Source organism: Candidatus Pantoea rara (assembly GCF_051136265.1).
GTDB lineage: Bacteria > Pseudomonadota > Gammaproteobacteria > Enterobacterales > Enterobacteriaceae > Pantoea > Pantoea rara.
The window spans coordinates 2,431,554-2,455,805 of the sequence record NZ_CP194942.1; the positions used below are offsets into that span (position 1 = coordinate 2,431,554).

Below are 24,252 nucleotides of genomic sequence, written 5' to 3' on the forward strand. Positions count from 1 at the left end.
CCGGTTCCGTCCGGTCTGCGTTAACATCTTGTTTAATTCATTTCGCGTATACTTTCTGCAGGTTGACTCAAACAGAGTGTAAGGAATTTCTATGCGTGTTCTGGTTGTTGAAGACAATGCCCTGCTGCGCCATCATCTCGCCGTCCAGTTACGTGACATGGGCCATCAGGTCGATGCCGCCGAAGACGCCAAAGAAGCCGACTATTTTCTTCGCGAACATCTGCCCGATATCGCGCTGGTGGATCTCGGTCTGCCGGATGAAGATGGCATGTCGCTGATTCGCCGCTGGCGCAGTGATGCCGTACGTCAGCCGATTCTGGTACTGACCGCCCGTGAAGGCTGGCAGGCGAAAGTGGAAGCGCTGGAAGCCGGTGCAGATGACTATGTCACCAAGCCGTTTCACATTGAAGAGGTTGCGGCACGCCTGCAGGCGCTGATGCGCCGTAACAGTGGTCATGCGTCGCAAATCATCGATATGGCACCGTTTCAGGTGGATCTCTCCCGCCGTGAACTGACGGTCAATGAAGAGCCGGTGAAGCTGACCGCCTTTGAGTACACCATTGTCGAGACGCTGATTCGTAACGCGGGTAAAGTAGTAAGTAAAGACTCGCTGATGCTGCAGCTCTATCCTGACGCTGAACTGCGTGAAAGCCACACCATCGACGTTCTGATGGGCCGTCTGCGCAAAAAGATTCTGGCGTTGCACCCTACCGATGTGATCGCCACCGTGCGTGGCCAGGGTTACCGCTTTGATCTCTGATCATGTCCTGGTTTAATCGTTATCGCCCGATTTCGCTGCGCGCCCGCTTTCTGCTGGCCTCCGCAGCGATAGTTCTGTTCCTCTCACTCTCTTACGGCATGGTCGCGGTGATTGGCTATGTGGTGAGTTTCGATAAAAACACCTACCGCGTGATGCGCGGCGAGAGCAATCTGTTCTTTACGCTGGCGCAATGGCATGACAACACGCTCACCATCGCCCAGCCAGAACGAATGACGCTTAACTTCCCGACGCTGGTATTCATTTACGATGAGCACGGCAAGCTGTTGTGGCAGCAACGCGACGTCCCGGATATCCGCAAAAAAATCCGCCGCGAGTGGCTACTGAAGCCCGACTTCTACGAGATTGATACCAGCAACCGCACCAGTATGGTGGCGATGGGCAATAACGTGAATGCTAAGCAGCGGCTCAACGACTGGGACACGGACAGCAACGACACCTTTACCCACTCGGTTGCCGTTAACCGCTACGATGCCACCACCAACCTGCCTGCACTCACCATTGTGGTGGTCGACTCGATCCCGCAGGAGTTGCAGCATTCTGATGTGGTCTGGTCATGGTTCAGCTACGTGCTGGCGGCCAACCTGATACTCATCATTCCATTGCTGTGGCTGGCGGCGCACTGGAGTCTGCGGCCAATAGGCGCGCTGACACAGCAGGTGCGCGAACTGGAGACGAGCCAGCGCGAGAATCTGGCGGATAATCCGCCACAGGAGCTGCGCAGTCTGGTGCGCAACCTCAATCTGTTGCTGACCAATGAGCGGCAGCGTTATACCCGCTATCGCACCACCCTTTCTGACCTGACCCACAGTCTGAAAACGCCGCTGGCCGTGCTGCAGAGCACCCTCCGCTCGCTGCGTAACGGCAAAGAGCTGACGGTGGAACAGGCTGAGCCGGTCATGCTGGAGCAGATAAGCCGTATCTCGCAGCAGGTCGGTTATTATCTCCATCGTGCCAGTATGCAGGCCGATCACAATCCACTGCAGCGCGATGTCCATTCCGTTTCCGGTCTGCTCGACAAGCTCTGTTCGGCACTGAATAAAGTCTATCAGCGCAAAGGCGTGGCGATTACGCTGGATATCTCACCGGAGTTATCCTTTATTGGCGACCAGAATGACTTTATGGAAGTGCTGGGCAACGTGCTGGATAACGCCTGCAAGTACTGTCTGGAGTTTATCGAAATCAGCGCTTTTCAGAGTGAAAATGCACTTCATCTCTATATCGACGACGATGGTCCAGGTATTCCTGAGAGCAAGCGCGATTTAGTGTTTGTCCGGGGTCAGCGCGCCGACACCCTGCGTCCCGGTCAGGGACTGGGCCTGGCGGTGGTGCGCGATATTCTTGAGCAATATGAGGGCAACGTGATCGCCTCCAGCAGCACGCTGGGCGGAACACGTATGGAAGTGGTCTTCCAGCGTCAGGAACCCGAACATCACCGCGAGTAGAAAACCCTCAGGGCTGTTATACTTGCTGGCATTTACAGCCCTAAGCGGAACCCTTTTATGGACTATCAGCTCGATATTAACTGGCCCGATTTTATTCAGCGTTACTGGCAGAAACGCCCGGTGGTGCTGAAGCGTGGTTTTAAAAACTTTGTCGACCCACTTTCACCCGATGAACTCGCCGGACTGGCGATGGAGAACGAGGTGGATAGCCGCCTGGTCAGTCATCAGGATGGCAAATGGCAGGTCAGCCACGGCCCGTTCGAGAGCTATGATCATCTGGGAGAGAACAACTGGTCGCTACTGGTCCAGGCGGTCAATCACTGGCATGAACCCTCTGCCGCGCTGATGCGCCCTTTCCGTTTCCTGCCTGACTGGCGTGTCGATGATCTGATGGTGTCGTTTGCCGTACCTGGCGGCGGCGTTGGTCCCCATTTTGATCAGTATGATGTCTTTATCATTCAGGGTACTGGTCGTCGTCGCTGGCGCGTCGGTGAGAAAGTGCCGCTGAAGCAGCACTGCCCGCATCCGGACCTGCTGCAGGTTGAACCCTTCGACGCCATCATCGATGAAGAGCTGGAGCCGGGTGATATTCTCTACATCCCGCCAGGATTCCCGCATGAAGGTTATTCGCTGGAAAATGCCCTGAACTATTCTGTCGGTTTCCGAGCCCCAAGCGGTCGCGAGTTAATCAGCGGTTTTGCGGATTACGCTCTGGCCAATGAGCTGGGCAGCCTGCGCTTCAGCGATCCGGATGTACCTTCACGTGATTGCCCGTCGCAGATTCTGCCGCAGGAAATTGAAGGCGTGCGTCAGCTGATGCTGGACGTCGTCAATCAGCCGGCGCAATTTGAGCAATGGTTTGGCGAATTTATTTCACAGTCACGTCACGAACTCGACGTTGCGCCGCCGGAACCGCCTTATCAGCCGGATGAAATTTATGATGCGCTGCAACAGGGTGATGTCCTGAGCCGGTTGGGTGGCCTGCGTGTCCTGACAATTGGCGATGCAGTCTACATCAACGGCGAGCGTGTTGAGTGCTCACGCCCTGATGTGATGGCGGTTCTGGCGAATCACTATCGCATCACGCTGGAGGATCTGGGTGATGCGCTGGATGATCCGGCCGTACTGGCTCAGATCGCCGGTCTGGTGAATGCCGGTTACTGGTTCTTCGGCGACGACGAATAACGGGCAGAGCGCAATCCTGCGCTGCTGCTGAATCAGGCTCTCTGACCCTTGTGGCAGAGAGCCTTTTTATTTAACTCTTCTTCTGCGCCGCCAGCTCTGACAGACGCACAATGACGTCCACCGACTTCGCCATGATATTCAGCGACGCGAATTCATGCTTGCCGTGATAGTTATAGCCACCGGTGAAGATGTTCGGGCAAGGTAATCCTTTCCACGACAGCGACGAGCCATCTGTGCCACCGCGAATCGGTTTCACCACCGGTTCAATGTCACAGTCACGCATCGCCTGTAAAGCCAGGTCAATGATGTGAGGGAACGGCTCAACCTTTTCACGCATGTTGCGATAGCTGTTAGTGATCTCAACGGTGACCGAGCAGTCAGGGTGCAGAGTTTTGTTAATTTCCGCCGCAATCTGCAGTAGCGTCTGTTTACGCTGTTCAAAACTCGCTGTTTCGAAGTCACGAATGATATAGAGCATCTCGGCGTGTTCTACGCTGCCCTTAATCTGATGCAGATGGTAAAAGCCCTGATGGCCGTCGGTGTACTGCGGTTTTTCGCCAGCCGGAACAGCGGCATGGAACTGATTGGCCAGCTCCAGCGCGTTAACCATAACGCCTTTCGCGGAGCCTGGGTGCACATTGTTACCGACAATTTTGACAGTGGCCGAGGCGGCATTAAAGTTCTCATACTCGAACTCGCCCAGATCGCTGCCATCAATAGTGTAAGCCCAGTCAGCGGCGAACGCTTCCACATCGAAGTGTGAGGTACCGCGACCGATCTCTTCATCCGGCGTAAAGGCGACACGGATTGCACCGTGCGGCGTATCGCTGTGTGCGAGTTGCGCCATCGCCGTCATGATCTCGGCAATACCCGCTTTGTCATCTGCGCCCAGCAGGGTTTTGCCATCGGTGGTAATCAGCGTATGACCGATCAGCTTGTGCAGCACCGGGAACATCACCGGTGAAAGAATTTCATTGCCGTTACCCAGCGCAATGTCTCCGCCGCGATAATTTTCGATGATCTGTGGATTGACATGCTTCGCCGTAAAGTCAGGCGACGTATCCATGTGGGAGATAAAACCGATGACCGGCGTCGGCCAGTCAACATTGGCGGGCAGCGTGCCCATGACGCAGCAGTGATCGCTTAAGGTGACATCGACAAAACCCAGTGCCAGCAGCTCTTCCTGCAGCTGACGCGCCAGCGTCCACTGCCCTTCACTGCTGGGCACCTGGCGCGCCTGCGGCTTAGCCTGTGTCTCAACTGCCACATAACTCAAAAAGCGCTCAAGTAACTGTTCCATAGCCCATCCTTTATAAGTGCCGTCCGGTATTATTCACAGACCCGACGGTCACAACGTTGCGTAAAATCATTCGCAGACAGGTTAGCGCTGTCGATGACCTTTGGGAAAGCAATAAGCCCGAAAAAAACGCCTGATGACGAGATTGTAGCGGCAAATCCCGCCATGTTGATGACCTTCCCAACATGGCGGCCAAAAAAACAGGGGCGGCAATAGCCGCCCCTGCTTACTTATAAAGACTGCGCAGCAGCTTATGCACGAACTCCGGCACCACTTCGCTCGCGAGGCCGTAATGCCGCTCGGCAAATTCGTTGCCCACCTGGCTCGGCTCCAGGTTCAGCTCAACGGTGTGTGCGCCCTGCAGTTTGGCTTCATGAACAAAACCTGCGGCCGGATAGACATGGCCTGAGGTACCAATCGCGATAAAGTAATCGGCCTGTTCCAGCGCCTGATAAATCTGCTCCATGCCCAGCGGCATCTCACCAAACCACACCACGTGCGGCCGCAGCGCAGAGGGGAACTGGCAGCAGGTGCAGCGATCGTCCGGCGTGATATCGCCGGTCCACTCAATCACCTGACCGCTGGTGACACAACGCACTTTTAACAGCTCACCGTGCATATGCAGCACCCGGCTGTTGCCGGCACGCTCATGCAGATTGTCGATGTTTTGCGTGACCAGCAAAAAGTTGTCACCTAACACCTGCTCCAGCTCAGCCAGCGCCAGATGGGCGGCATTGGGCTGAATCTCGGCCTCCTGCAGTTGCTGCCGTCGCGCATTGTAGAAACGCTGCACCAGCGCGGGATCGCGCTGAAAGCCTTCCGGTGTCGCAACATCTTCCACATGGTGCTCTTCCCACAGGCCGTCTGCTGCGCGGAAAGTCCGGATGCCGGACTCCGCTGAAATACCTGCACCGGTCAGTACCACAACATGCGGCTGAGGATGGGCGGCCAGTTCGGCCTGACGATCGCGCTCAAAAATGCGCTGGCGAAAGCGCTGATGCACTTTTCTCCGGGTTTTCTTCAGGCGGGCAAGTCGTATGCGGCGACGTGGTGTACGCATAAAATCTCCTGGCGTAGCAGCTGCGGCGAGCCGCTCTTAACAGATTCCGGGTTAACAATCACCCGATAGTAACGGTTGCTGAGGGCTGCGCCCAACAGCAAAGGTCCTAAACAGATGCGGCGCGAAAAGGATTCGCGCCGCATTTTATCACTGACCGCTTAATACCCGAGCCGGGTCAATGCGGCTGGCACGTCTGGCGGGATACCAGCTCGCCAGCAGACTCAGCAGAATCGCGGTAATCAGTACAGAGAACACATCAATCCAGTGCAGTTCCGATGGCAGGAAATCAATAAAGTAGATATCGCCCGACAGCAGATGATGGCCGGTAATCGACTCCAGTCCGCGCACCAGTGAGGTCAGATTCAGCGCCACCAGCACGCCCACGACCACACCGCTAACGCTGCCCAGCAGTCCGGCCAGTAAACCGTACCAGATAAAAATGGCGCGGATCAGCCGGTCTTTCGCGCCGAGGGTCCGCAGCACCGCAATGTCGCTGCTCTTATCTTTTACCGCCATGACCAGCGTAGAGACGATGTTAAAGCAGGCGACGCCAATCACCAGTACCATCGCCAGATACATGATGGCGCGGATCATCTGAATGTCCCGGTACATGTAGCCGTAGGTGCCGATCCAGCTCTTGATGTAGACGTAAGAACGGGTCGCTTCACCGGCATCACGCACCAGTTTTACCGCCTGGAACGGGTCGGTCATCTTCAGGGCGATGCCGGAGACGCTGTCTCCCATCTCCAGATAGTGCTGTGCATCGGCCAGCGGCACCAGCGCCAGACTGTGATCGAGCATGCCGCTCAGTTGCAGGATACCGCTGACCTGCAGCCGGATACGTTTTGGCTGCAACAGTTTGTTATCACCCTCATTGTTAGGGATCATGATGGTGATCCAGTCGCCCTGCTTCACGTTGAGCGATTTTGCAATGCCACCGCCCAGAATGATCTGCTGCTTACCGGCGGCAAAAGAGGACCAGGCGTTATCGGCCACAAACTGTGGCAGTGCGCTAAGGCGCGGCTCCTGTGCCGGATCAACGCCTTTCACTTGTAACGCTTCCAGTCGGGCGCCACTCTCAATCAGGCCGGTGAAATTGACGTACGGTGCTGCCGCCGCAATGCCGGGCACCTTTTCAATCGGGGCAATCATCGACTGCCAGTGCTGGAACGGCTGATTGACCGCCTCGATCTCACCGTGCGGCACCACCGCCAGAATGCGGTTGTTCAGCTCACGCTCAAAACCGTTCATGGCGCTCAGACCGATAATCAGCACCGCCACGCCCAGCGCAATCCCAATGGTGGAGATCACCGAAATCAGCGACACCATGCCGCCACGACGGCGACCACGGCTAAAGCGCAGGCCCAGCAACAGGGATAACGACGAACCCATTACAGCGCTCCTGCCATCGTGAGCTGATCGCTTAACTGACCATCACGCATCTCCATCTGGCGGGTCATGCGTTTTGCCAGCATCAGATCGTGAGTCACCACCAGAAACGCGGTGCCCTGACGAACATTCAGTTCGCCCAGTAATTCAAAAATGGCGTCGGCGTTGCGGGCATCCAGGTTACCGGTTGGCTCATCCGCCATCACCAGACGTGGACGGTTCACCAGCGCACGGGCGATCGCCACGCGCTGGCGTTCACCGCCTGACAGTTCTGAAGGCCGGTGTGCGGCACGATGGTCCAGCCCGACCGCAGCCAGCATCTCACGGGCGCGCTCCTGCGCTTCTGCTTTGGCGGTTTTACCAATCAGCAACGGCATCGCCACATTCTCCAGCGCGCTGAAGTCCGGCAGCAGATGGTGGAACTGATAGATAAAGCCCAGCTCGCGGTTACGCAGCTCGGCTTTAGCCGATGAGGACATCGCATTCAGTGACTGACCATCAAACACCACGTCGCCTGACGTCGGCGCATCCAGGCCGCCCAGCAGATGCAGCAGCGTACTTTTACCGGAGCCGGAGCTGCCGACAATCGCTGTCAGTTCACCGGGCTGGAGGCTGAAAGCCACATTGCGGAGCACATCGGTCTGCACGCTGCCTTCCTGATAGCGTTTGCACAGGTCGCGGCACTGCAACAAAGGAGTGTTACTCATAACGTAAAGCCTCAGCAGGTTGAACGGCGGCAGCGCGCCAAGAAGGATAGAGCGTAGACAACAGCGCCACAATCATTGCGCTGAGTGCGATGGTGACCACCTGCCATACATTAATATCAACCGGTAATGCGGCACCATCAAGGAACAGGCCAATGACCGGCATTAAGTTATTGAGCTGGCTGGCGAGCAAAACACCGAGCAGCGTGCCGAGCAGCGTGCCTATAATCCCGGCACTGGCACCCTGCACCATAAACACCGCCACTATTTGCCGCCGCGTCAGGCCCTGGGTTTGCAGGATCGCCACTTCGCCCTGTTTCTCCATGATGAGCAGGCCTAACGAAGTGATGATGTTAAAAGCGGCCACGGCGATGATCAGGCTCAACAGCAGGCCCATCATATTCTTCTCCATGCGCACGGCCTGGAAGAGATCGCCTTTGCGCTCACGCCAGTCTTTCCAGACCAGGCCTGCGGGCAGTGCCTGCTGGCTCAGACTGTCAACCGACAGCGGTTTGTCCAGCCACAGTCGCCAGCCAGTAATATTTCCGGCCGGATAGCGCATGACGCGCGACGCATCCTGCAGATTGACCAGAATCTGATAACCATCGACTTCGCTGTTGGCGGCATAGGTGCCCGCCACGGTAAACAGACGCTGGCTCGGCACACGTCCCATTGGTGTGAACTGACTGACAGACGGCACCATCAGGCGCAGCTGATCGCCACGTTTTACACCAAGCTGTGACGCCAGCTGTTCGCCAAGGATCACATTGTACTGCCCGGCCTGCAGCACGCTCTGCTGGGTATTGACCAGGAATGGCGTCAGCGGATCTTTTTCATCCGGATTAATGCCCAGCATCACGCCAACGGAGACGCTGCGCGGGCTTTGTAGCACCACATTGGCGGTGGTCAACGGTGCGATGCGGTGAACGCCCTGCAAATTCAGCGAGGCGGCGGGTTGCTGTTGCGGATTGAGACTGCCTTTGTCGCTGGTAATCAGCGCCTGAGGCATCAGGCCAAGAATATTGCCTTCGAGTTCACGCTCAAAACCGTTCATCACTGATAACACAGTGACCATCGCCAGCACGCCGAGCGTAATGCCAATCGTTGAGAGCCAGGAGACAAAGCGACCGAAGCGATCCGATGCTCGTCCGCGCATGTAACGCAGACCGATAAATAGCGCGACAGGTTGATACATGGAATCCAGTAAGCCGTTGCCTGAAAATAGGTAGTGGGATGATAAAGGACCGGCTGGCTTTATGAAACCTCTAACCCTCTGAGTCGGCAGCAAAGTTGCATCCGGATGCGTCACCTTCAACGCCAAAGCTGCGGAATAGCCGATAAAGGCGCCGCTTATTGGCTGATTATCCAGCGCCAGAGTGGGTAGACTATAATCAGTAAGAGAGTAAAGGGTAATTGTTCACCGTGCAGTAGAGGGTGCGACCATGTTGAAATTTCCCAAGGGCAGCATTGTTAAACATAAATCCGGGGAGATCAGAGGCGAAATCATTAACGTCTTTGAGCAGGGAGACGCACCAGCCGGCTACTACGTGAAGTGGGACGACGGCAACCTCAGCTACCATCCTGAACAGGAGTTATCCTGGGCAAATATCGACCGCCCACGTATGCATTACACACAGCAATCCATAAAATAAAATGCCCGTTTAACCCCGTCGCTGCATGGCGACGGCGGTTTTTTCTGATCCCTCCTCAGACTCCGTCTATCCTCTCTCTATCCGCTGCATTACCCCAGACGCCGGGTAATGGCTGACCGATCCTTCGGTTCAGCGCGGCGCGGCAGGAAAATTGTGCCGCAAAGGTGATCCCCCTGACATAATATGGAATGATTACGTCCTGGAAAAATGGAGCAACCCCGAGATCCCATGCCCGAACAGACTCGTTATACCCTGCCCGTTAAATCCGGCGATCACCGTCAGCTCGGCCAGTTAATCGGCGCTGCGCACGCGGTGGAGTGTGCCAGCATAACCGAACGCCATGCTGGTCCGGTATTGATGATTACCCCCGATACGCAAACCGCCCTGCGCCTGCTGGATGAGATTCGCCAGTTTACCGATCTGCCGGTGGCACACCTCGCCGACTGGGAAACGCTGCCTTACGACAGCTTCTCGCCGCATCAGGATATTATCTCTGCACGCCTGTCGACGCTCTACCAGCTGCCGGTCATGCAGCGCGGTATGCTGATCATGCCGGTCAATACCCTGATGCAGCGCGTCTGCCCGCACAGTTTCCTGCACGGCCATGCACTGGTGATGAAGCAGGGGCAAAAACTGTCACGCGACCGCCTGCGTGATCAGCTTGAGCAGGCTGGTTATCGCCATGTCGATCAGGTGATGGAGCACGGTGAATACGCTACGCGCGGCGCCCTGCTCGACCTGTTCCCGATGGGCAGCGATCAGCCCTACCGCATCGACTTTTTCGATGATGAGATCGACAGCCTGCGCCTGTTCGACGTCGACAGTCAGCGCACGCTGGAAGCGGTACCGGAAATTAACCTGCTGCCTGCGCATGAGTTCCCCAGCGACAAAGCCGCCATCGAGCTGTTCCGCAGCCACTGGCGCGAAATTTTTGATGTGCGCCGCGAGTCGGAGCATGTCTATCAGCAGGTCAGTAAAGGCACGCTGCCTGCGGGCATCGAATACTGGCAGCCGCTTTTTTTTGAACAGCCGTTACCCAGCCTGTTCAGCTATCTGCCGGATAATACCCTGATTGTGAACTGCGGCGATCTGGAAGGCAGCGCCAGTCGGTTCTGGCAGGATGCTGAAGCGCGCTATGAGAACCGCCGCGTTGACCCGATGCGTCCGCTGCTGGAGCCGGTCACGCTGTGGCTGCGTCCTGATGCGTTAATGGGTGAACTCAAAGCCTGGCCGCGCATTCAGATGACCAATGAGGTGCTGCCCGCCAAAGCAGCAAATACCAACCTCGGATATACCCCGCTGCCCGATCTGGCCGTACAGGCGCAGGCAAAGGCGCCGCTCGATCATCTGCGTCAGTTTATTGAGACCTTCAGCGGTGCGGTGGTGTTTTCAGTAGAAAGTGAAGGTCGCCGCGAGACCCTGCAGGAGTTGCTGGCCCGCATTAAACTGCGTCCTCAGCCTGTGCATCGACTTGATGAAACCGTCGACGATCGTTTTAGTCTGATGATTGGTGCCAGCGAGCGCGGCTTCATTGATACCCTGGGCAACCGGGCGCTGATTTGCGAAAGCGATCTGCTGGGCGAACGCGTCAGCCGTCGCCGTCAGGATACCCGCCGTACCATCAATCCGGACATCCTGATCCGTAACCTGGCGGAACTGAGTCCCGGCCAGCCGGTAGTGCATCTGGAGCACGGTGTCGGTCGCTATATCGGCCTGACTACGCTGGAAGCAGGCGGCATTGAGGCGGAATACCTGATGCTCTCCTACGCCAATGACGCAAAACTCTATGTGCCGGTTTCATCGCTGCATCTGATCAGCCGCTATGCGGGTGGCGCGGACGATAACGCCCCGCTACACAAACTGGGCAGCGATGCCTGGTCACGCGCACGGCAGAAAGCGGCGGAGAAAGTGCGTGATGTGGCGGCTGAACTACTGGATATCTACGCCCAGCGCGCCGCCAAAACCGGCTTTGCCTTTAAGCATAATCGCGAGCAGTATCAGCTCTTCTGTGAAAGCTTCCCGTTTGAAACCACACCGGACCAGGCGCAGGCGATCAATGCGGTGCTGAGTGATATGTGCCAGCCGCTGGCAATGGACCGTCTGGTATGCGGCGACGTCGGCTTCGGTAAAACAGAAGTGGCGATGCGCGCGGCGTTTCTGGCGATTGAGAACCATAAACAGGTGGCCGTGCTGGTGCCGACCACGCTGCTGGCACAGCAGCACTACGATAACTTCCGCGATCGCTTCGCTAACTGGCCGGTTCGCATTGAGATGCTGTCCCGTTTCCGTACCGCCAAAGAACAGACTCAGGTATTGGAACAGGCCAGCGACGGCAAGATCGACATTTTAATCGGTACCCATAAGCTGCTGATGAGCGACCTCAAATGGCACGATCTCGGCCTGCTGATTGTTGATGAAGAGCACCGCTTCGGGGTACGTCACAAAGAGCGCATTAAGGCGATGCGTGCCGATGTGGACATTCTGACCCTGACCGCCACGCCGATTCCGCGTACCCTGAATATGGCCATGAGCGGCATGCGCGATCTTTCGATTATCGCCACACCACCTGCCCGCCGCTTAGCGGTGAAAACCTTTGTGCGTGAATTTGACGATCTGGTGATCCGCGAAGCGATCCTGCGTGAGGTTCTGCGTGGCGGCCAGGTCTATTACCTCTACAACGACGTTGAAAATATTGAGAAAGCGGCGCAGCGTCTTAGCGAACTGGTGCCGGAAGCGCGGGTGGCGATTGGTCATGGCCAGATGCGTGAGCGCGATCTGGAACGGGTGATGAACGATTTCCATCATCAGCGTTTTAACGTGCTGGTCTGTACCACCATTATCGAAACCGGGATCGACATTCCGACCGCCAACACCATCATCATTGAGCGGGCCGATCACTTTGGTCTGGCACAGCTGCATCAGCTGCGTGGTCGCGTTGGCCGTTCGCATCATCAGGCTTATGCCTGGCTGTTAACGCCGCATCCAAAATCGATGACCGCCGATGCACATAAACGTCTGGAGGCGATCGCCTCACTGGAAGATCTGGGAGCCGGTTTTGCGCTGGCTACGCACGACCTGGAGATTCGCGGTGCTGGCGAACTGCTGGGTGATGAGCAGAGCGGACAGATGGAGACACTGGGCTTCACACTCTATATGGAGCTGCTGGAGAATGCGGTCGATGCGCTGAAAGAAGGTCGCGAGCCGTCCCTGGAAGATCTCACCAGCAACCAGACTGAAGTTGAACTGCGGATGCCCGCCCTGCTGCCCGAGACCTTTATCCCGGATGTCAGCACCCGTCTTTCTCTCTACAAACGCATCGCCAGCGCCGAGGCTGAAGAGGAGTTGCAGGAGCTGAAGGTTGAGATGATTGACCGCTTCGGTCTGCTGCCCGATCCGGCGCGTAACCTGCTGGATGTGGCGATTATCCGTCTTAAGGCCCGTGCTGTCGGCCTGCGTAAGATCGAAGCCAGTGACAAAGGCGGTTATTTCGATTTCGCGCCGAAGAACAAGGTGGATCCAGCATGGCTGATAGGTCTGCTGCAGAAAGAGCCTCAGCAGTGGAAGCTGGATGGCCCGACACGCTTGCGTTTTACCCGTGAACTGTCGGAAAGAAAGGTGCGGATGGAGTGGGTGCAGGGCTTTGTTTCACAACTGGCTGAGCATCAGGCGTAACGTCCCTGCCCGCGCACTGCTGAGCTAATCGGTTAAGCGCGGGAAGTGGCGATAAAAAAAGGCGCATCCATAAGATGCGCCTTTTTCATTACTTCAGTAGTACGTTGTGCTGTGTGGCCGCGAGTGCGGCAAAGCTTTGCCCAATTACGCCTGGTCGCCGTTGAGAACCAGCTGACCATTGCGGTCCAGTGGAATACGCGTGCCGGGGTCATTTTCCATACGGATTTTACCCTGCTGATCGCCTATTTTATAGGTCACGTCATATCCCAGTTTTTTCTCTTGTTTGTCATAAACTGTTTTGCAGCGCTGTTCAGTTGTGGTGTAGGTATCCCGATCCTGCAGTCCGCCCTGGACCTGATTACCGGCATAACCACCCGCTACCGCACCGGCTACTGTCGCCACATCCCTGCCGCGACCGCCACCAAACTGGTGACCCAGCACGCCACCTGCCACTGCACCTAAAACAGAGCCAGCAAGACGGTTTTCATCCTGTACGGCCCGACGGTGAGTCAGAGTGACATTACGGCACTCCTGACGTGGCTGTTTAATGCTCTCTTTGATTGGCGTTGCTGACAGTACCTGTGCATATTGAGGACCGCGATCAAACACGTTCATGCCTGCTACGGCTGCAACACCCAGTGCTGCTGCCACACCAATACCGATACCCGCTAACATTGATTTATTCACAGGAAGTTCCTCCTGAAAAGTGTTACCGCGCAATCCTGCTGTTAAAGCATCCTCGTTAACTGAGGTATAACCGGCGTGCGCGACGCGCCGTGTTTGTTGAGATGAAGTTTTACAGATGGACCGAAAATGCAACATCAGATAAATGGAGGAAATTGGTTACTTTGCTATCAGGACCAGTTTTTAGGAGAGTTCTGAGGTGGGAATAGCTTGCAGTAACCGACCTCGATTTTTTAATTTAAATCATTATAAATCAGTGAATTATTGGAAAATACAGACTGACGTTGTGCGCCCGGATTACCTTTATAAGGAAGCGATGTCATAACCAGCGAAATGACCCGATTTACAGGAACAATCGATCGCAAGAAACAGGCTTGTCACCCGACAGCCTGTCAGTATTAACGTGCGGCATAAAAAAAGCCCCCTCAGAATCGAGGAGGCTTAGCCTTAACCAGGTTTATCGCGGTTACTTAGTGCAGCTTAAGCCGCGGGCGAAGAACCCGGTTGATGCTACCGACCAGCATCATCAGGCCGGTTTTAAAGTAGCCGTGGAGTGCGACCTGGTGCATACGATAGAGTGAGATGTAGACAACGCGTGCAATGCGTCCTTCCACCATCATCGAGCCGCGCATCAGGTTACCCATCAGGCTGCCGACGGTACTGAAGCGGGAGAGCGACACCAGCGAGCCATGATCTTTATAGACATAGGCTTTCAGCGGTTTACCGTGACGCTGCGCCAGGATGTTATCCATGGCGCGTGAGGCCATCTGGTGTGCCGACTGGGCGCGTGGCGGAACAAAGCCACCGCCAGGCAGGGCGCAGGAGGCACAGTCGCCAATCGCGTAGATGTCATCGTCCAGCGTGGTCTGCAGTGTCTCTTTTACCACCAGCTGATTGATGCGGTTGGTTTCCAGTCCGCCAATCTCTTTCAGGAAGTCAGGGGCTTTAATGCCTGCGGCCCAGACCATCAGATCGGCTTCGATAAACTCGCCACCTTTGGTATGCAGGCCCTTCGGCTCAGCGCTGGTCACCATGGTTTGTGTCAGAACACGCACACCCAGTTTGGTCAGCTCCTGATGCGCCGCAGCAGAGATACGCGGTGGCAGTGCAGGCAGAATACGTTCACCGGCTTCTACCAGCGTCACGTTCAGCGCTTCGCGTCCCAGGCCTTTGAATCCATAGCTGTGCAGCTGTTTCACCGCGTTGTGCAGCTCCGCTGACAGCTCAACGCCGGTTGCACCGCCGCCGACGATGGCAATGTTAACTTTCTCGACTTTGCCTTCGCTGGCGGAGAATTTCAGGAACAGGTTAAGCATTTCGTTGTGGAAACGACGCGCCTGTTGCGGATTATCCAGGAAAATACAGTGATCTTTAATACCTGGCGTGCCGAAATCGTTTGAGGTACTGCCCAGCGCCATGACCAGCTGGTCGTAGGCCACTTCACGCTGTGGCACCAGCACTTCGCCCTGTGCGTTCAGCACTTCGGCCAGGCGAATGACTTTGCGGCTACGATCGATATCGGTCAGTGAACCAAGCTGAAACTCGAAACCGTGGTTGCGGGCATGAGCCAGATAGCTCAGCGCATCAATACCTTCATCCATTGAACCCGTGGCCACTTCGTGCAGCAGCGGCTTCCACAAATGACTGTGGTTACGATCAACCAGGATAATCTCGGCCTTCTTTTTACGACCCAGTTTATGGCCCAGCTGCGTTGCCATTTCCAGGCCGCCCGCTCCCCCTCCGACAATAACAATTCTCTTAACAGACGTAGTCAACAAAGACCCCCTCAAATTGTGAACCAAAAGTTAACCAAAGGTTAAATTAAACCTTAAGAAACATAGGGTTGGCGAAGTTAAAATCGCAATCTGCGGGCAGAATAGCATGGCGGGAAGAGGAGAACATAAGAATATTGATATACATCAAAGCGGAGAAATAAAACTCAGATAATTACGTAACGAAAACAGGCACCTTGCGGTGCCTGTCGGGTTTAACTTAATGTTTTAAAAGCTTTTATCCGCTGAAGATGTGGGGATATATTTTTGAATTTGTGCCCTTCTTTCTCATCCCAGACGATTTCATAAAACGGATGGAGCTGAGCGGCGATATGCTGGCTGTCCAGCGCCTCATCATGACGGGAGAGAAAGGTCAGACAGCGGTCGCGATTGCGTTCGCGAAAATCGCTGACGCATTTGGTGGCGATGTCATGATACTCCTCCGGCCGATCGATCTTCCCTTCCATATTCTCCTGCGGAAAGAGGTTAGGGTTAAAGATGGCCTGCCGGATGCCGCATAAAAACCCGATGCGCTCTGACCAGAAGCCACCCAGTCCGACGCCGCAAATCAGCGGGCGGTCGTCGTCAGATAGCGTCAGCATCTTGTCGGTCTCTTTCAGCAGAAACTGCATGTCATGTTTAGGATGACGGGTGCTGTAACTGATCAACCTGACATCAGGATCGATAAACTGCAGTTGCAGCACCTTTTCGTGATTGCCCGGACTGTTGGAATCAAAACCGTGCAGATAGATGATCATGATAATCCTCAGGGTTGAGATAGCGCCGGGCAGTGACTGCTTACCACGTCGCCTTGTGAGCTAGCCAGCGTTCCTGAAGCGCACTCAGTTGCTGGGCATTATTTTTCCAGCGATGCGTAGCCTGAAGTTCATCGCGGGTAAACCTGCCCTGATGATACAACTGCGTCACCTTCTCTGACCCGACCGGGATCAGGTTATCGAGCACACTGATGGCACCCTGACGCTGATTGCAGACCAGAATCATGTCACAACCGGCAGAAAGGGACTGCTGCGCCCGCTCAGGATAACTTCCCATCACGGCAGCGCCCTCCATCGACAGATCGTCGGAGAAAATCACGCCGTCAAATTTCAGCTGATCACGTAGTACGGTTTTCAGCCAGTAGGGCGAACCACTGGCAGGCAGCGGATCAACGTCGGTGTAAATGACGTGTGCAGGCATAATCGCATCCAGCGCCTGTTCGGTAATCAGCTTGCTGAAGATCGCCATGTCATGCTCACGCAGCGTTTTTTCGTCGCGCGGATCGCGTGGCGTCTCTTTATGTGAATCGGCGCTGACCGCACCATGCCCCGGGAAGTGTTTGCCGGTGGTCTTCATGCCCGCCTCATGCATCCCTGCAATAAAACGGCGCGCAACGGCAAGGGCGATGGCCGGATCGGCATGGAAAGAGCGGTCGCCAATTGCGGCGCTGATATGACCAATGTCGAGTACCGGCGCAAAGCTGATATCAATATCCATCGCGATCATCTCGGCCGCCATCTGCCAGCCTGCCTGCTGTGCCATTTCACCTGCGGTTTCGGCATCGTGAAGCGCGGCAAAGGATTGCATGGCAGGCAGTTGAGTGAAGCCATCACGGAAACGCTGCACGCGACCGCCTTCCTGATCCACCGCAACCACCAGTCGGGCATGAGAAGCGGCACGGATCTGCCGCACCAGCTCGGCCAGCTGAGCCGGGTCGTGATAATTTCGGGCAAATAGAATTAAGCCGCCCACCAGCGGGTGCTTCAGGATGTCGCGCTCTTCGCCATCCAGTTCATAGCCCTCAACGTCAAGCATCAGAGGGCCGGGTAAATATGATCTCATAACCTGAATCCTGTAGCGTTAAGCAACTGCATAACGCGATTAAATCTGTTCCCAGCTCTGTCGGGCCAGCTGGTGTAATGTTTCATCCTGACTCTGACTGGCGCGCAGCTGATACCAGCTGGCCATCAGCAAGCGCAGCCAGGACTGCCAGCGTCTGACCTGCTTCCCAAGCGCGGGAAGCGGCAGCTGCATTGCTGCGGCATACTCTGCCAGCCAGTCGGCCTCGTGCTGCGGATCGCTGGCACAGACGGCTGCCAGTTCCAGCGCGACGTCGCCATCGGCGGCATATTCCCAGTCGATAAGACGCAGACCGGCCGGACTTTGTATAACATTCCCGGCATGCAGATCCATGTGCAGCGGTGCCAGCCTCAGCGGCCGGGGTTCACCCTGCTGCGTCAGACGCCGGAGCGCCCGCAGCCAGCGATGATGTCGTTGTGGCGCAAGCTGCCAGTAACGCCATAACAGCGGCAACACCGCCAGTCGATAGCCGGTCAGCGGCTGCTGATGAAGCTGCTGCAGCAGCGCCACGATCTGCGGACGCTGCTGGCTGAAGCGGGATTCATCCAGCGTATCGCCAGCACACCAGCTTAGGATGATCCCCTGACGATGGACCGCCACGGGCTGCGGAGCCAGTCCGCTGTTGCGCAATTTCTGTAACAGACGGAATTCACGCTGCCGATCCACGAACGGAATGGCCGGTTGCGGAGCCGCCCGCGCGATAAAGGTACCGCGCGGGCTGACAATCTTCTGGCTGTGCCCGGTCAGACCGGCCAGCGGTATTATGGATGCCCTTGATGGTTCGCCAGTGACCTGCTGAATTAACCGCTGGAAAGCCGGATTAATTCTGTGCAACGCCGTTGCCGGACCAGATGATCTCGCCGGTCTGAACCAGCATCAGCTGCATCTGCAGGGTCGGTGCTTTAACATCACCACGCGCATTGCTGTAGAGCACATACTGGGCGTTAACGTTGCGCGCCAGGCCGATCGCTTTACTGCGCGAATTCAGGCTGTCATCCGGCGATAATCCCAGTGCCTGTTTAGCCTGCGCCAGTTGATCGGCAGAGACCAGGGTGAATTTACCGTTGTTATCCAGGGCATTCTGGATAGCGGCCGTGGCTTTGTCGCTTTGCAGCGAGCCATTGGTGCTGTTTTTGATTCGATCCACCAGCAACACACTGCCCGGCTCGGCGCTAGCAGCCTGTAACATCTGCGCCACCAGCGGCTGAACGCTGGCATCCCAGTTTATAGTGACCAGCTTCGGTGGCTGCGGCACAGGCTGCGGTTGCGGCACGGGTTCAGGTTGAGGAACAGGCTGAGTGGGCTCTGCAGGCTGGGTCGGCTCAACGGGTGCAGGCTGCTGCTGCTGTTTCACGACACAGCCAGTCAGGATGAGCGCCATCAGGAGCGTTCCGGTACGATTAATACTGCGTATCACGATGAAAATCCTTAAAGATAGAGATAAAGACGAACCTTGCTGGCAGTCAGGTTACCCATTTGCGAGGCGGCGATAATACTGCCCTGCGCCGGAACGGTGACAGTCTGGGCCGGTTCCTGCGGAGAGATTTCCAGCCCTTTGTCGTCATACCAGTAGTAGCGATAATGCACAACAACCGGGGTTTCGCGCTGATTATAGAGCACGCTGGTCGCACGCTTCAGCCCATCATTCTCACCCAGCGTCGGCTCATCGGTAATGATCCCTGCCGACAGCACAGAGGACTCCATCACCAGTGACTGTGAGGTATTGATCATTGGTTTATCACTGCTACAAGCCGTCAGGCAGAGCAGGATCGGCAGGCCAGTCAGCCAGGATCGCATAGGACGTTTCCGTTATCAGTTAGAGAGCATCGGACCCAGCGGTTCACCGCCCAGCAGATGCATATGAATGTGATAAACCTCCTGACCACCATGTTGATTGCAGTTCACAATCAGACGATAACCATTTTGATCAATACCTTCCTGACGGGCGATTTTCGCCGCAGTAGTAAACATGCGCCCCAGCGCGTGCTCATGCGCCGCTTCCGCTTCGTTAACCGTTGGGATCAGGACATTCGGCACAATTAAAATATGAGTCGGCGCTTTTGGCGAAATGTCGCGGAAAGCCGTGACAAGCTCGTCCTGATAAACCACATCAGCGGGGATTTCGCGGCGGATAATTTTACTAAAAATGGTTTCTTCAGCCATGGTGCAATTCCTTTAGCCTGTGTCGTAATCAATCAGTATGCGGGAGAAATTTGTTTTCTTTCAACCTCAGGACCACTTTTCTTGCATTGTTCGCCTGCCTTTGCAGCAGCCCCTCATTCCCCTGCCTGAAACGCCAGCCTGAATGCCAGTAAAGCAGCTGCCATCACAGAAAAATGAAACGCTGTTTTATAAATTAGAATTCTGCCACCCTTTTCTTTGTCTGATTGCCACTTCAGCGCGAGCGCTTGCCAGATTGCGAAGGTTTAGCCGCCGCGTCAGCTCTACTTTGCTAATCAGTCCGGGTGAGATGTCCGGCATCACCAGGGATAAACCGCCATATAACATCAAGGAGCATCAGACATGCGCTCACGTAAAATTGGACTTGGCCACTATCTGGCCTATGGATCCGGAGATTTTCTTGGAGCAGGCACCACGGCGTTGACTGCCGCCTGGTTGCTCTATTTTTACACCACCTTTTGTGGATTAACCCCGATTCAGGCCACGCTGATTTTCGCCGCTGCCCGCGTGCTGGATGCCGTGGTCAGTCCGCTGATGGGCTTTCTCACCGATAACTTCGGTTCAACCTGGCTGGGCAAACGTTTTGGCCGCCGCAAATTTTTTATCCTGCTCGGCATACCCTGTGTATTCAGTTATAGCCTGATGTGGGTCAGCGATATGAGTTTCTGGTGGTATCTCTGCACTTATCTGCTGTTTGATATCGTCTACACCATGATTCTGGTGCCTTATGAGACGCTGGTGCCGGAAATGACCGACGATTTCAAACAGAAGACCCGCTTCTCGGGGGCGCGTATTGGTCTGGCACAGCTGTCGGCCATTCTGGCGGCGTTTCTGCCCGGTATTCTGCTGGGTATGCTGGGCAAAGATAATCCCCTCTCCTTTTTCTACGCCAGCCTGGTCTTCTCGGTGATCTGCGCGCTGGTGCTGACGCTGGTGTGGTGCTTTACCTGGGAGCGTCATCCCGATGATTTTTCTGCCGAATCACGCCGCGCTGAGCAGGAGAAGCAGCAGCTTACGCTGATGCAGAATCTTAAACGACTTTATGTCGAACTGGCCTCCACCTTACGCATCCGTATCTTCCGCCAGCATCTTGGCATGTATCTCGGCGGCTACATCGCTCAGGATGTGTTTAACGCCGTCTTCACCTGGTATGTGGTGTTTGTGCTGATGCAGAGCGCGCAGGTCGCCTCCAGCCTGATGGGCACGATGGCGGTGTTACAGTTTATTGCTGTGATGGCGATGATTCCTCTGTGCATCCGCATGGGACCTGCACCCGCCTACCGCCTGGTCGCCATCCTGTTCGGCTTTGCGGCACTCTCCTATGCTGGATTGTGGTATGCCGGTATGAACGACAATATGTCACTGCTGCTGGTGATCTCTGCCGTCGCAGGACTGGGACGTGGCGGCATCAACTATGTGCCATGGAACACCTACACCTATATCGCCGATGTGGATGAGGTGATCACCGGTCAGCGCCGTGAAGGGATTTTTGCTGGCATCATGACGCTGACGCGTAAGGCGTCGCAGGCTGGCGCAGTCATGCTGGTCGGCATCGTGCTGCAGCTCTCCGGGTTTGTCTCTGGCCAGGCCACTCAGGTTCCTGGCGTCAGCCACACTATTCTGGCGATTCTGAGCGTCGGTACCGTGGTCGTGCTGGCTTGCGGCTTTATCGTGTCATTGCGCTTTAAGCTGAATCTGCAGACTCACACCGTGCTGCGTCAGGAGACGCTCAGGATGCGCGAAGCAGGCCGCATTGTGCCTGAAAACATCACTCCGGAAGCGCGTGACATTGTTGAAACACTGGCAGGCATGCCTTACGAGAATCTGTGGGGCAACAACAACATTGGCTTCCTTAACCGCAATAAGCCAGCGCCAGCAAAACTCACCGCGCATCCGGCTGTAACACCTTCTTTAAACCCGACCTTAAAACGACAGGAATAAACCATGACTGTATTTCCCGTTAAACACAGCAAATTATTGTGCCAACCTGAGCATCTGCTGCCACGCAGCGAACTGGTACAGCTGATTCAAAAGCTGACACAAAATCTGGTTAACATCACCGACGAGACAGGCGAATTTTTATTGCGGCTGGACGATGGCCGGGTGATTGATACTAAAGGCTGGGCGGGTTGGGAGTGGACACACGGCATCGGTCTGTATGGCATGCTGCACTACTATCAGCAAACCGGTGACCAGCAGACGCTGGCGATCATTGATGAGTGGTTCACTCAGCGTCTGGCGGAAGGCTCGCCGACCAAAAATGTGAATACGGTGTGTCCTTTCCTGACGCTGGCTTATCGTTACGAAGAGACCAGAAATCCGGCCTGGGTGCCGGTGCTGGAGCGCTGGGCAGAATGGGTCATGTATGAGATGCCACGGACCGAACAGGGCGGCCTGCAGCACATTGTTTATAACAATGAGAACACCCAGCAGCTCTGGGACGATACGCTGATGATGAGCGTAATGGCGCTGGCTAAAATTGGCCAGTTGCTGAAACGTGATGAGTGGATTGAGGAAGCGAGCTACCAGTTCCTGCTGCATACCCAATATCTGATGGATCGTAAGACTGGCTTGTGGTTCCACGGCTGGAACTTCGACGGCCGCCATAACTTTGCTGATGCGCGTTGGGCGCGCGGTAACAGCTGGGTGACGATTGTCATTCCCGACTTCCTTGAAATGATGAACTGGCCAGAACATCATGCTACGCGCCGTTTCCTGCAGCAGGTGCTGGAGAGCCAGGTCAAAGCGCTGAAGGCCTGCCAGCACAGCAGCGGATTGTGGCACACCCTGCTCGATGATCCGCAGAGTTACCCGGAAGCCTCGGCCACTGCCGGGTTTGCTTATGGCATTCTTAAAGGCGTGCGCAAGCGTTATCTGCCCGCTGAGTATCGTGAGGTGGCTGAAAAAGCGCTGCGTGGCGTGATTGCCAACATTGATGAAGATGGCGAGTTGAAACAGGTCTCCTTTGGTACTGCAATGGGCAGTGACCTGGACTATTACCGCACGGTTCCCCTGACCTCTATGCCCTACGGTCAGGCAATGGCCCTGCTCTGCCTGACCGAGTATCTGCGTGTTTACCTCTGAATCCTGGCCAAAAAAAAGCCCCGCTTAGCGGGGCTTTTTCATCTCAGTACATCATTACATGCTGCGGATGTAATCATCCATATCGGTTTTCAGGTTATCGGATTTGGTTCCGAAGATGGCCTGCACACCGGAACCGGCAACCACCACGCCACGGGCGCCGAGGTTTTTGAGTTCAGACTGATCCACTTTCGCCACATCGGCGACGCTGACACGTAAACGGGTAATGCAGGCATCCAGGTTAGTGATGTTCTCTTTACCACCAAACGCGGCAACCAGTTTGCCCGCCATCTCAGTTCCGGTCGCAGTAGATTGCTCGCTGCTGCTGCTCTCTTCACGGCCAGGCGTTTTCAGATCCAGTTTAGCGATCAGTACGCGGAATACGGTGTAGTAGATCAGACCGTAAATGATACCGATAATCGGGAACAGCCAGATTTTGCTGCTGTTACCACTCAGTACGATAAAGTCGATCAGACCGTGTGAGAAGCTGGTGCCATCACGCATGCCGAGCAGGATACAGATTGGGAATGCCAGACCCGCCAGCAGCGCATGGATCACATACAGGATCGGCGCGACGAACATGAATGAGAATTCAATCGGTTCGGTGATACCGGTCAGGAATGAGGTCAGCGCAGCAGAGATCATGATGCCGCCAACTTTGGCACGGTTTTCAGGTTTAGCTGAATGCCAGATAGCAATCGCTGCCGCTGGAAGGCCGTACATTTTGAACAGGAAGCCGCCAGAAAGTTTACCTGCGGTCGGGTCACCTGCCATGTAGCGCGGGATGTCGCCGTGGAACACCTGACCCGCCGCATTAGTGTATTCACCAATCTGCATCTGGAAAGGAACGTTCCAGATGTGATGCAGACCAAATGGCACCAGCGAGCGTTCAACGACGCCATAGATACCAAAGGCAACCACCGGGTTCTGATAGGCAGCCCACTGTGAGAACTCCTGAATCGCGGCACCGACAGGTGGCCAGATAAAGGAGAGCAGCACGCCCAGTACAATCGCCGCCAGGCCAGAGATAATCGGGACAAAGCGTTTACCGGCAAAGAAGCCCAGATATTCTGGCAGCTTGATGCGGTAGAAGCGGTTGAACATGTAAGCGGCGATGGAACCGGCGATAATACCGCCCAGAACTCCGGTGTCGGCAAGGTGTTTCGCCTCGATTTCCGCCGCAGGCAGATGCAGCACCAGTGGTGCAACGACCGCCATGGTTTTCACCATAATGCCATAGGCAACAACCGCTGCCAGCGCCGAAACGCCATCGTTATTGGTAAAGCCCAGCGCCACACCGATAGCGAAAATCAGCGGCATGTTGGCGAACACCGATCCACCCGCTTCTGCCATCACATGCGAAACCACTGCAGGTAACCAGCTGAAATTGGCTGAACCGACCCCTAACAAAATACCGGCAATCGGCAGAACCGATACCGGCAGCATCAGCGATTTACCGACCTTTTGAAGGTTGGCAAAAGCATTTTTGAACATA

The 24,252-nt window shown here is 55.6% G+C and carries 21 protein-coding genes; 7 read left to right on the forward strand and 14 right to left on the reverse strand.

Translation table 11 applies throughout. From position 1 onward, the window contains the following. Positions 1–91: 91 nt before the first annotated feature. Genes phoP through ACR8BF_RS11470 form a run of 3 tightly spaced genes read left to right on the forward strand, consistent with a single transcriptional unit; the run spans position 92 to position 3,408 of the window. Positions 92–760 carry a two-component system response regulator PhoP gene (gene phoP / locus ACR8BF_RS11460; RefSeq protein WP_003849836.1) on the forward strand — a complete coding sequence of 223 codons (669 nt, stop codon included), beginning with the start codon at positions 92–94 and terminating at the stop codon, positions 758–760. Positions 761–762: 2 nt separating this feature from the next. Next, positions 763–2,223 carry a two-component system sensor histidine kinase PhoQ gene (gene phoQ / locus ACR8BF_RS11465; protein WP_292993298.1) on the forward strand — a complete coding sequence of 487 codons (1,461 nt, stop codon included), beginning with the start codon at positions 763–765 and terminating at the stop codon, positions 2,221–2,223. Positions 2,224–2,280: 57 nt separating this feature from the next. Beyond that, a complete protein-coding gene (locus ACR8BF_RS11470; RefSeq protein WP_179896040.1) occupies positions 2,281–3,408 on the forward strand; it encodes a cupin domain-containing protein in 1,128 nt (375 codons plus the stop codon). A gap of 70 nt (positions 3,409–3,478) precedes the next feature. Here ACR8BF_RS11470 and pepT read toward each other — a convergent pair whose 3' ends face one another. From pepT to lolC, 5 genes are all read right to left on the reverse strand, one after another. After that, positions 3,479–4,708, reverse strand: coding sequence for a peptidase T (pepT, locus tag ACR8BF_RS11475; protein ID WP_292993300.1), 1,230 nt, complete (start codon positions 4,706–4,708; stop codon positions 3,479–3,481). A gap of 223 nt (positions 4,709–4,931) precedes the next feature. Then, positions 4,932–5,765: a Sir2 family NAD+-dependent deacetylase gene (gene cobB, locus ACR8BF_RS11480; protein ID WP_179896042.1), complete on the reverse strand. Its 834-nt coding sequence runs from the start codon at positions 5,763–5,765 to the stop codon at positions 4,932–4,934. A 147-nt stretch (positions 5,766–5,912) separates the two neighbouring features. After that, positions 5,913–7,157 carry a lipoprotein-releasing ABC transporter permease subunit LolE gene (gene lolE / locus ACR8BF_RS11485; protein ID WP_179896043.1) on the reverse strand — a complete coding sequence of 415 codons (1,245 nt, stop codon included), beginning with the start codon at positions 7,155–7,157 and terminating at the stop codon, positions 5,913–5,915. Then, a complete protein-coding gene (gene lolD / locus ACR8BF_RS11490; RefSeq protein WP_313701413.1) occupies positions 7,157–7,861 on the reverse strand; it encodes a lipoprotein-releasing ABC transporter ATP-binding protein LolD in 705 nt (234 codons plus the stop codon). The genes lolE and lolD overlap by 1 nt, the downstream gene beginning before the upstream one ends. Next, entirely contained in the window at positions 7,854–9,053 is a 1,200-nt protein-coding gene (gene lolC / locus ACR8BF_RS11495) for a lipoprotein-releasing ABC transporter permease subunit LolC (protein ID WP_292993304.1), read from the reverse strand. The genes lolD and lolC overlap by 8 nt, the downstream gene beginning before the upstream one ends. A gap of 247 nt (positions 9,054–9,300) precedes the next feature. Between lolC and ACR8BF_RS11500 the strand changes: the two genes are divergently transcribed. Together ACR8BF_RS11500 and mfd are read left to right on the forward strand one after the other, a co-directional pair. Then, positions 9,301–9,510: a hypothetical protein gene (locus tag ACR8BF_RS11500; RefSeq protein ID WP_090962155.1), complete on the forward strand. Its 210-nt coding sequence runs from the start codon at positions 9,301–9,303 to the stop codon at positions 9,508–9,510. A 228-nt stretch (positions 9,511–9,738) separates the two neighbouring features. After that, positions 9,739–13,182 (forward strand): transcription-repair coupling factor, encoded by a 3,444-nt coding sequence (gene mfd, locus ACR8BF_RS11505; protein ID WP_434744975.1) that lies wholly within the window; start codon positions 9,739–9,741, stop codon positions 13,180–13,182. A gap of 144 nt (positions 13,183–13,326) precedes the next feature. On the opposite strand, the gene ACR8BF_RS11510 is transcribed toward mfd, so the two are convergent. From ACR8BF_RS11510 to hinT, 8 genes are all read right to left on the reverse strand, one after another. Next, positions 13,327–13,869: a glycine zipper 2TM domain-containing protein gene (locus ACR8BF_RS11510; RefSeq protein ID WP_003849847.1), complete on the reverse strand. Its 543-nt coding sequence runs from the start codon at positions 13,867–13,869 to the stop codon at positions 13,327–13,329. 467 nt (positions 13,870–14,336) lie between these two features. Further along, positions 14,337–15,641, reverse strand: a complete 1,305-nt coding sequence (locus tag ACR8BF_RS11515) for an NAD(P)/FAD-dependent oxidoreductase (RefSeq protein ID WP_179896052.1) — start codon at positions 15,639–15,641, stop codon at positions 14,337–14,339. A gap of 212 nt (positions 15,642–15,853) precedes the next feature. Continuing rightward, entirely contained in the window at positions 15,854–16,396 is a 543-nt protein-coding gene (gene ycfP, locus ACR8BF_RS11520; protein WP_292991093.1) for an alpha/beta hydrolase YcfP, read from the reverse strand. Between the two features lie 40 nt (positions 16,397–16,436). Beyond that, complete coding sequence (nagZ, locus tag ACR8BF_RS11525; protein ID WP_434744976.1) at positions 16,437–17,477, reverse strand: beta-N-acetylhexosaminidase; 1,041 nt, start codon at positions 17,475–17,477, stop codon at positions 16,437–16,439. A gap of 39 nt (positions 17,478–17,516) precedes the next feature. Then, positions 17,517–18,329, reverse strand: coding sequence for a thiamine kinase (thiK, locus tag ACR8BF_RS11530; RefSeq protein ID WP_434744977.1), 813 nt, complete (start codon positions 18,327–18,329; stop codon positions 17,517–17,519). Beyond that, complete coding sequence (lpoB, locus tag ACR8BF_RS11535) at positions 18,316–18,912, reverse strand: penicillin-binding protein activator LpoB (RefSeq protein ID WP_179896056.1); 597 nt, start codon at positions 18,910–18,912, stop codon at positions 18,316–18,318. The genes thiK and lpoB overlap by 14 nt, the downstream gene beginning before the upstream one ends. Positions 18,913–18,923: 11 nt before the next feature. Beyond that, entirely contained in the window at positions 18,924–19,292 is a 369-nt protein-coding gene (locus ACR8BF_RS11540) for a YcfL family protein (protein ID WP_179896057.1), read from the reverse strand. Positions 19,293–19,307: 15 nt separating this feature from the next. Next, positions 19,308–19,658: a purine nucleoside phosphoramidase gene (hinT, locus tag ACR8BF_RS11545; RefSeq protein ID WP_009090851.1), complete on the reverse strand. Its 351-nt coding sequence runs from the start codon at positions 19,656–19,658 to the stop codon at positions 19,308–19,310. Positions 19,659–20,018: 360 nt separating this feature from the next. Here hinT and ACR8BF_RS11550 point away from each other — a divergent pair, with 360 nt between their 5' ends. Further along, complete coding sequence (locus ACR8BF_RS11550; RefSeq protein ID WP_292991077.1) at positions 20,019–21,617, forward strand: MFS transporter; 1,599 nt, start codon at positions 20,019–20,021, stop codon at positions 21,615–21,617. Between the two features lie 3 nt (positions 21,618–21,620). Further along, the gene (locus ACR8BF_RS11555) at positions 21,621–22,760 is read left to right on the forward strand and encodes a glycoside hydrolase family 88/105 protein (RefSeq protein ID WP_434744978.1); all 1,140 of its coding nucleotides are present in this window, start codon (positions 21,621–21,623) and stop codon (positions 22,758–22,760) included. Between the two features lie 54 nt (positions 22,761–22,814). On the opposite strand, the gene ptsG is transcribed toward ACR8BF_RS11555, so the two are convergent. After that, a complete protein-coding gene (ptsG, locus tag ACR8BF_RS11560) occupies positions 22,815–24,251 on the reverse strand; it encodes a PTS glucose transporter subunit IIBC (RefSeq protein ID WP_179896060.1) in 1,437 nt (478 codons plus the stop codon). Between the last annotated feature and the right edge of the window lies 1 nt (position 24,252).

Excerpts from the sequence above, each read along its gene's own strand:
- ACR8BF_RS11470 (WP_179896040.1), top strand. The coding sequence starts at position 2,281 with ATGGACTATCAGCTCGATATTAACTGGCCCGATTTTATTCAGCGTTAC.
- ACR8BF_RS11540 (WP_179896057.1), bottom strand. The coding sequence starts at position 19,292 with ATGCGATCCTGGCTGACTGGCCTGCCGATCCTGCTCTGCCTGACGGCT.
- mfd (WP_434744975.1), top strand. The coding sequence starts at position 9,739 with ATGCCCGAACAGACTCGTTATACCCTGCCCGTTAAATCCGGCGATCAC.
- ptsG (WP_179896060.1), bottom strand. The coding sequence starts at position 24,251 with ATGTTCAAAAATGCTTTTGCCAACCTTCAAAAGGTCGGTAAATCGCTG.
- ycfP (WP_292991093.1), bottom strand. The coding sequence starts at position 16,396 with ATGATCATCTATCTGCACGGTTTTGATTCCAACAGTCCGGGCAATCAC.
- lolC (WP_292993304.1), bottom strand. The coding sequence starts at position 9,053 with ATGTATCAACCTGTCGCGCTATTTATCGGTCTGCGTTACATGCGCGGA.
- ACR8BF_RS11550 (WP_292991077.1), top strand. The coding sequence starts at position 20,019 with ATGCGCTCACGTAAAATTGGACTTGGCCACTATCTGGCCTATGGATCC.
- lolD (WP_313701413.1), bottom strand. The coding sequence starts at position 7,861 with ATGAGTAACACTCCTTTGTTGCAGTGCCGCGACCTGTGCAAACGCTAT.
- phoQ (WP_292993298.1), top strand. The coding sequence starts at position 763 with ATGTCCTGGTTTAATCGTTATCGCCCGATTTCGCTGCGCGCCCGCTTT.
- cobB (WP_179896042.1), bottom strand. The coding sequence starts at position 5,765 with ATGCGTACACCACGTCGCCGCATACGACTTGCCCGCCTGAAGAAAACC.
- lolE (WP_179896043.1), bottom strand. The coding sequence starts at position 7,157 with ATGGGTTCGTCGTTATCCCTGTTGCTGGGCCTGCGCTTTAGCCGTGGT.
- nagZ (WP_434744976.1), bottom strand. The coding sequence starts at position 17,477 with ATGAGATCATATTTACCCGGCCCTCTGATGCTTGACGTTGAGGGCTAT.
- phoP (WP_003849836.1), top strand. The coding sequence starts at position 92 with ATGCGTGTTCTGGTTGTTGAAGACAATGCCCTGCTGCGCCATCATCTC.
- ACR8BF_RS11555 (WP_434744978.1), top strand. The coding sequence starts at position 21,621 with ATGACTGTATTTCCCGTTAAACACAGCAAATTATTGTGCCAACCTGAG.
- pepT (WP_292993300.1), bottom strand. The coding sequence starts at position 4,708 with ATGGAACAGTTACTTGAGCGCTTTTTGAGTTATGTGGCAGTTGAGACA.
- hinT (WP_009090851.1), bottom strand. The coding sequence starts at position 19,658 with ATGGCTGAAGAAACCATTTTTAGTAAAATTATCCGCCGCGAAATCCCC.
- ACR8BF_RS11500 (WP_090962155.1), top strand. The coding sequence starts at position 9,301 with ATGTTGAAATTTCCCAAGGGCAGCATTGTTAAACATAAATCCGGGGAG.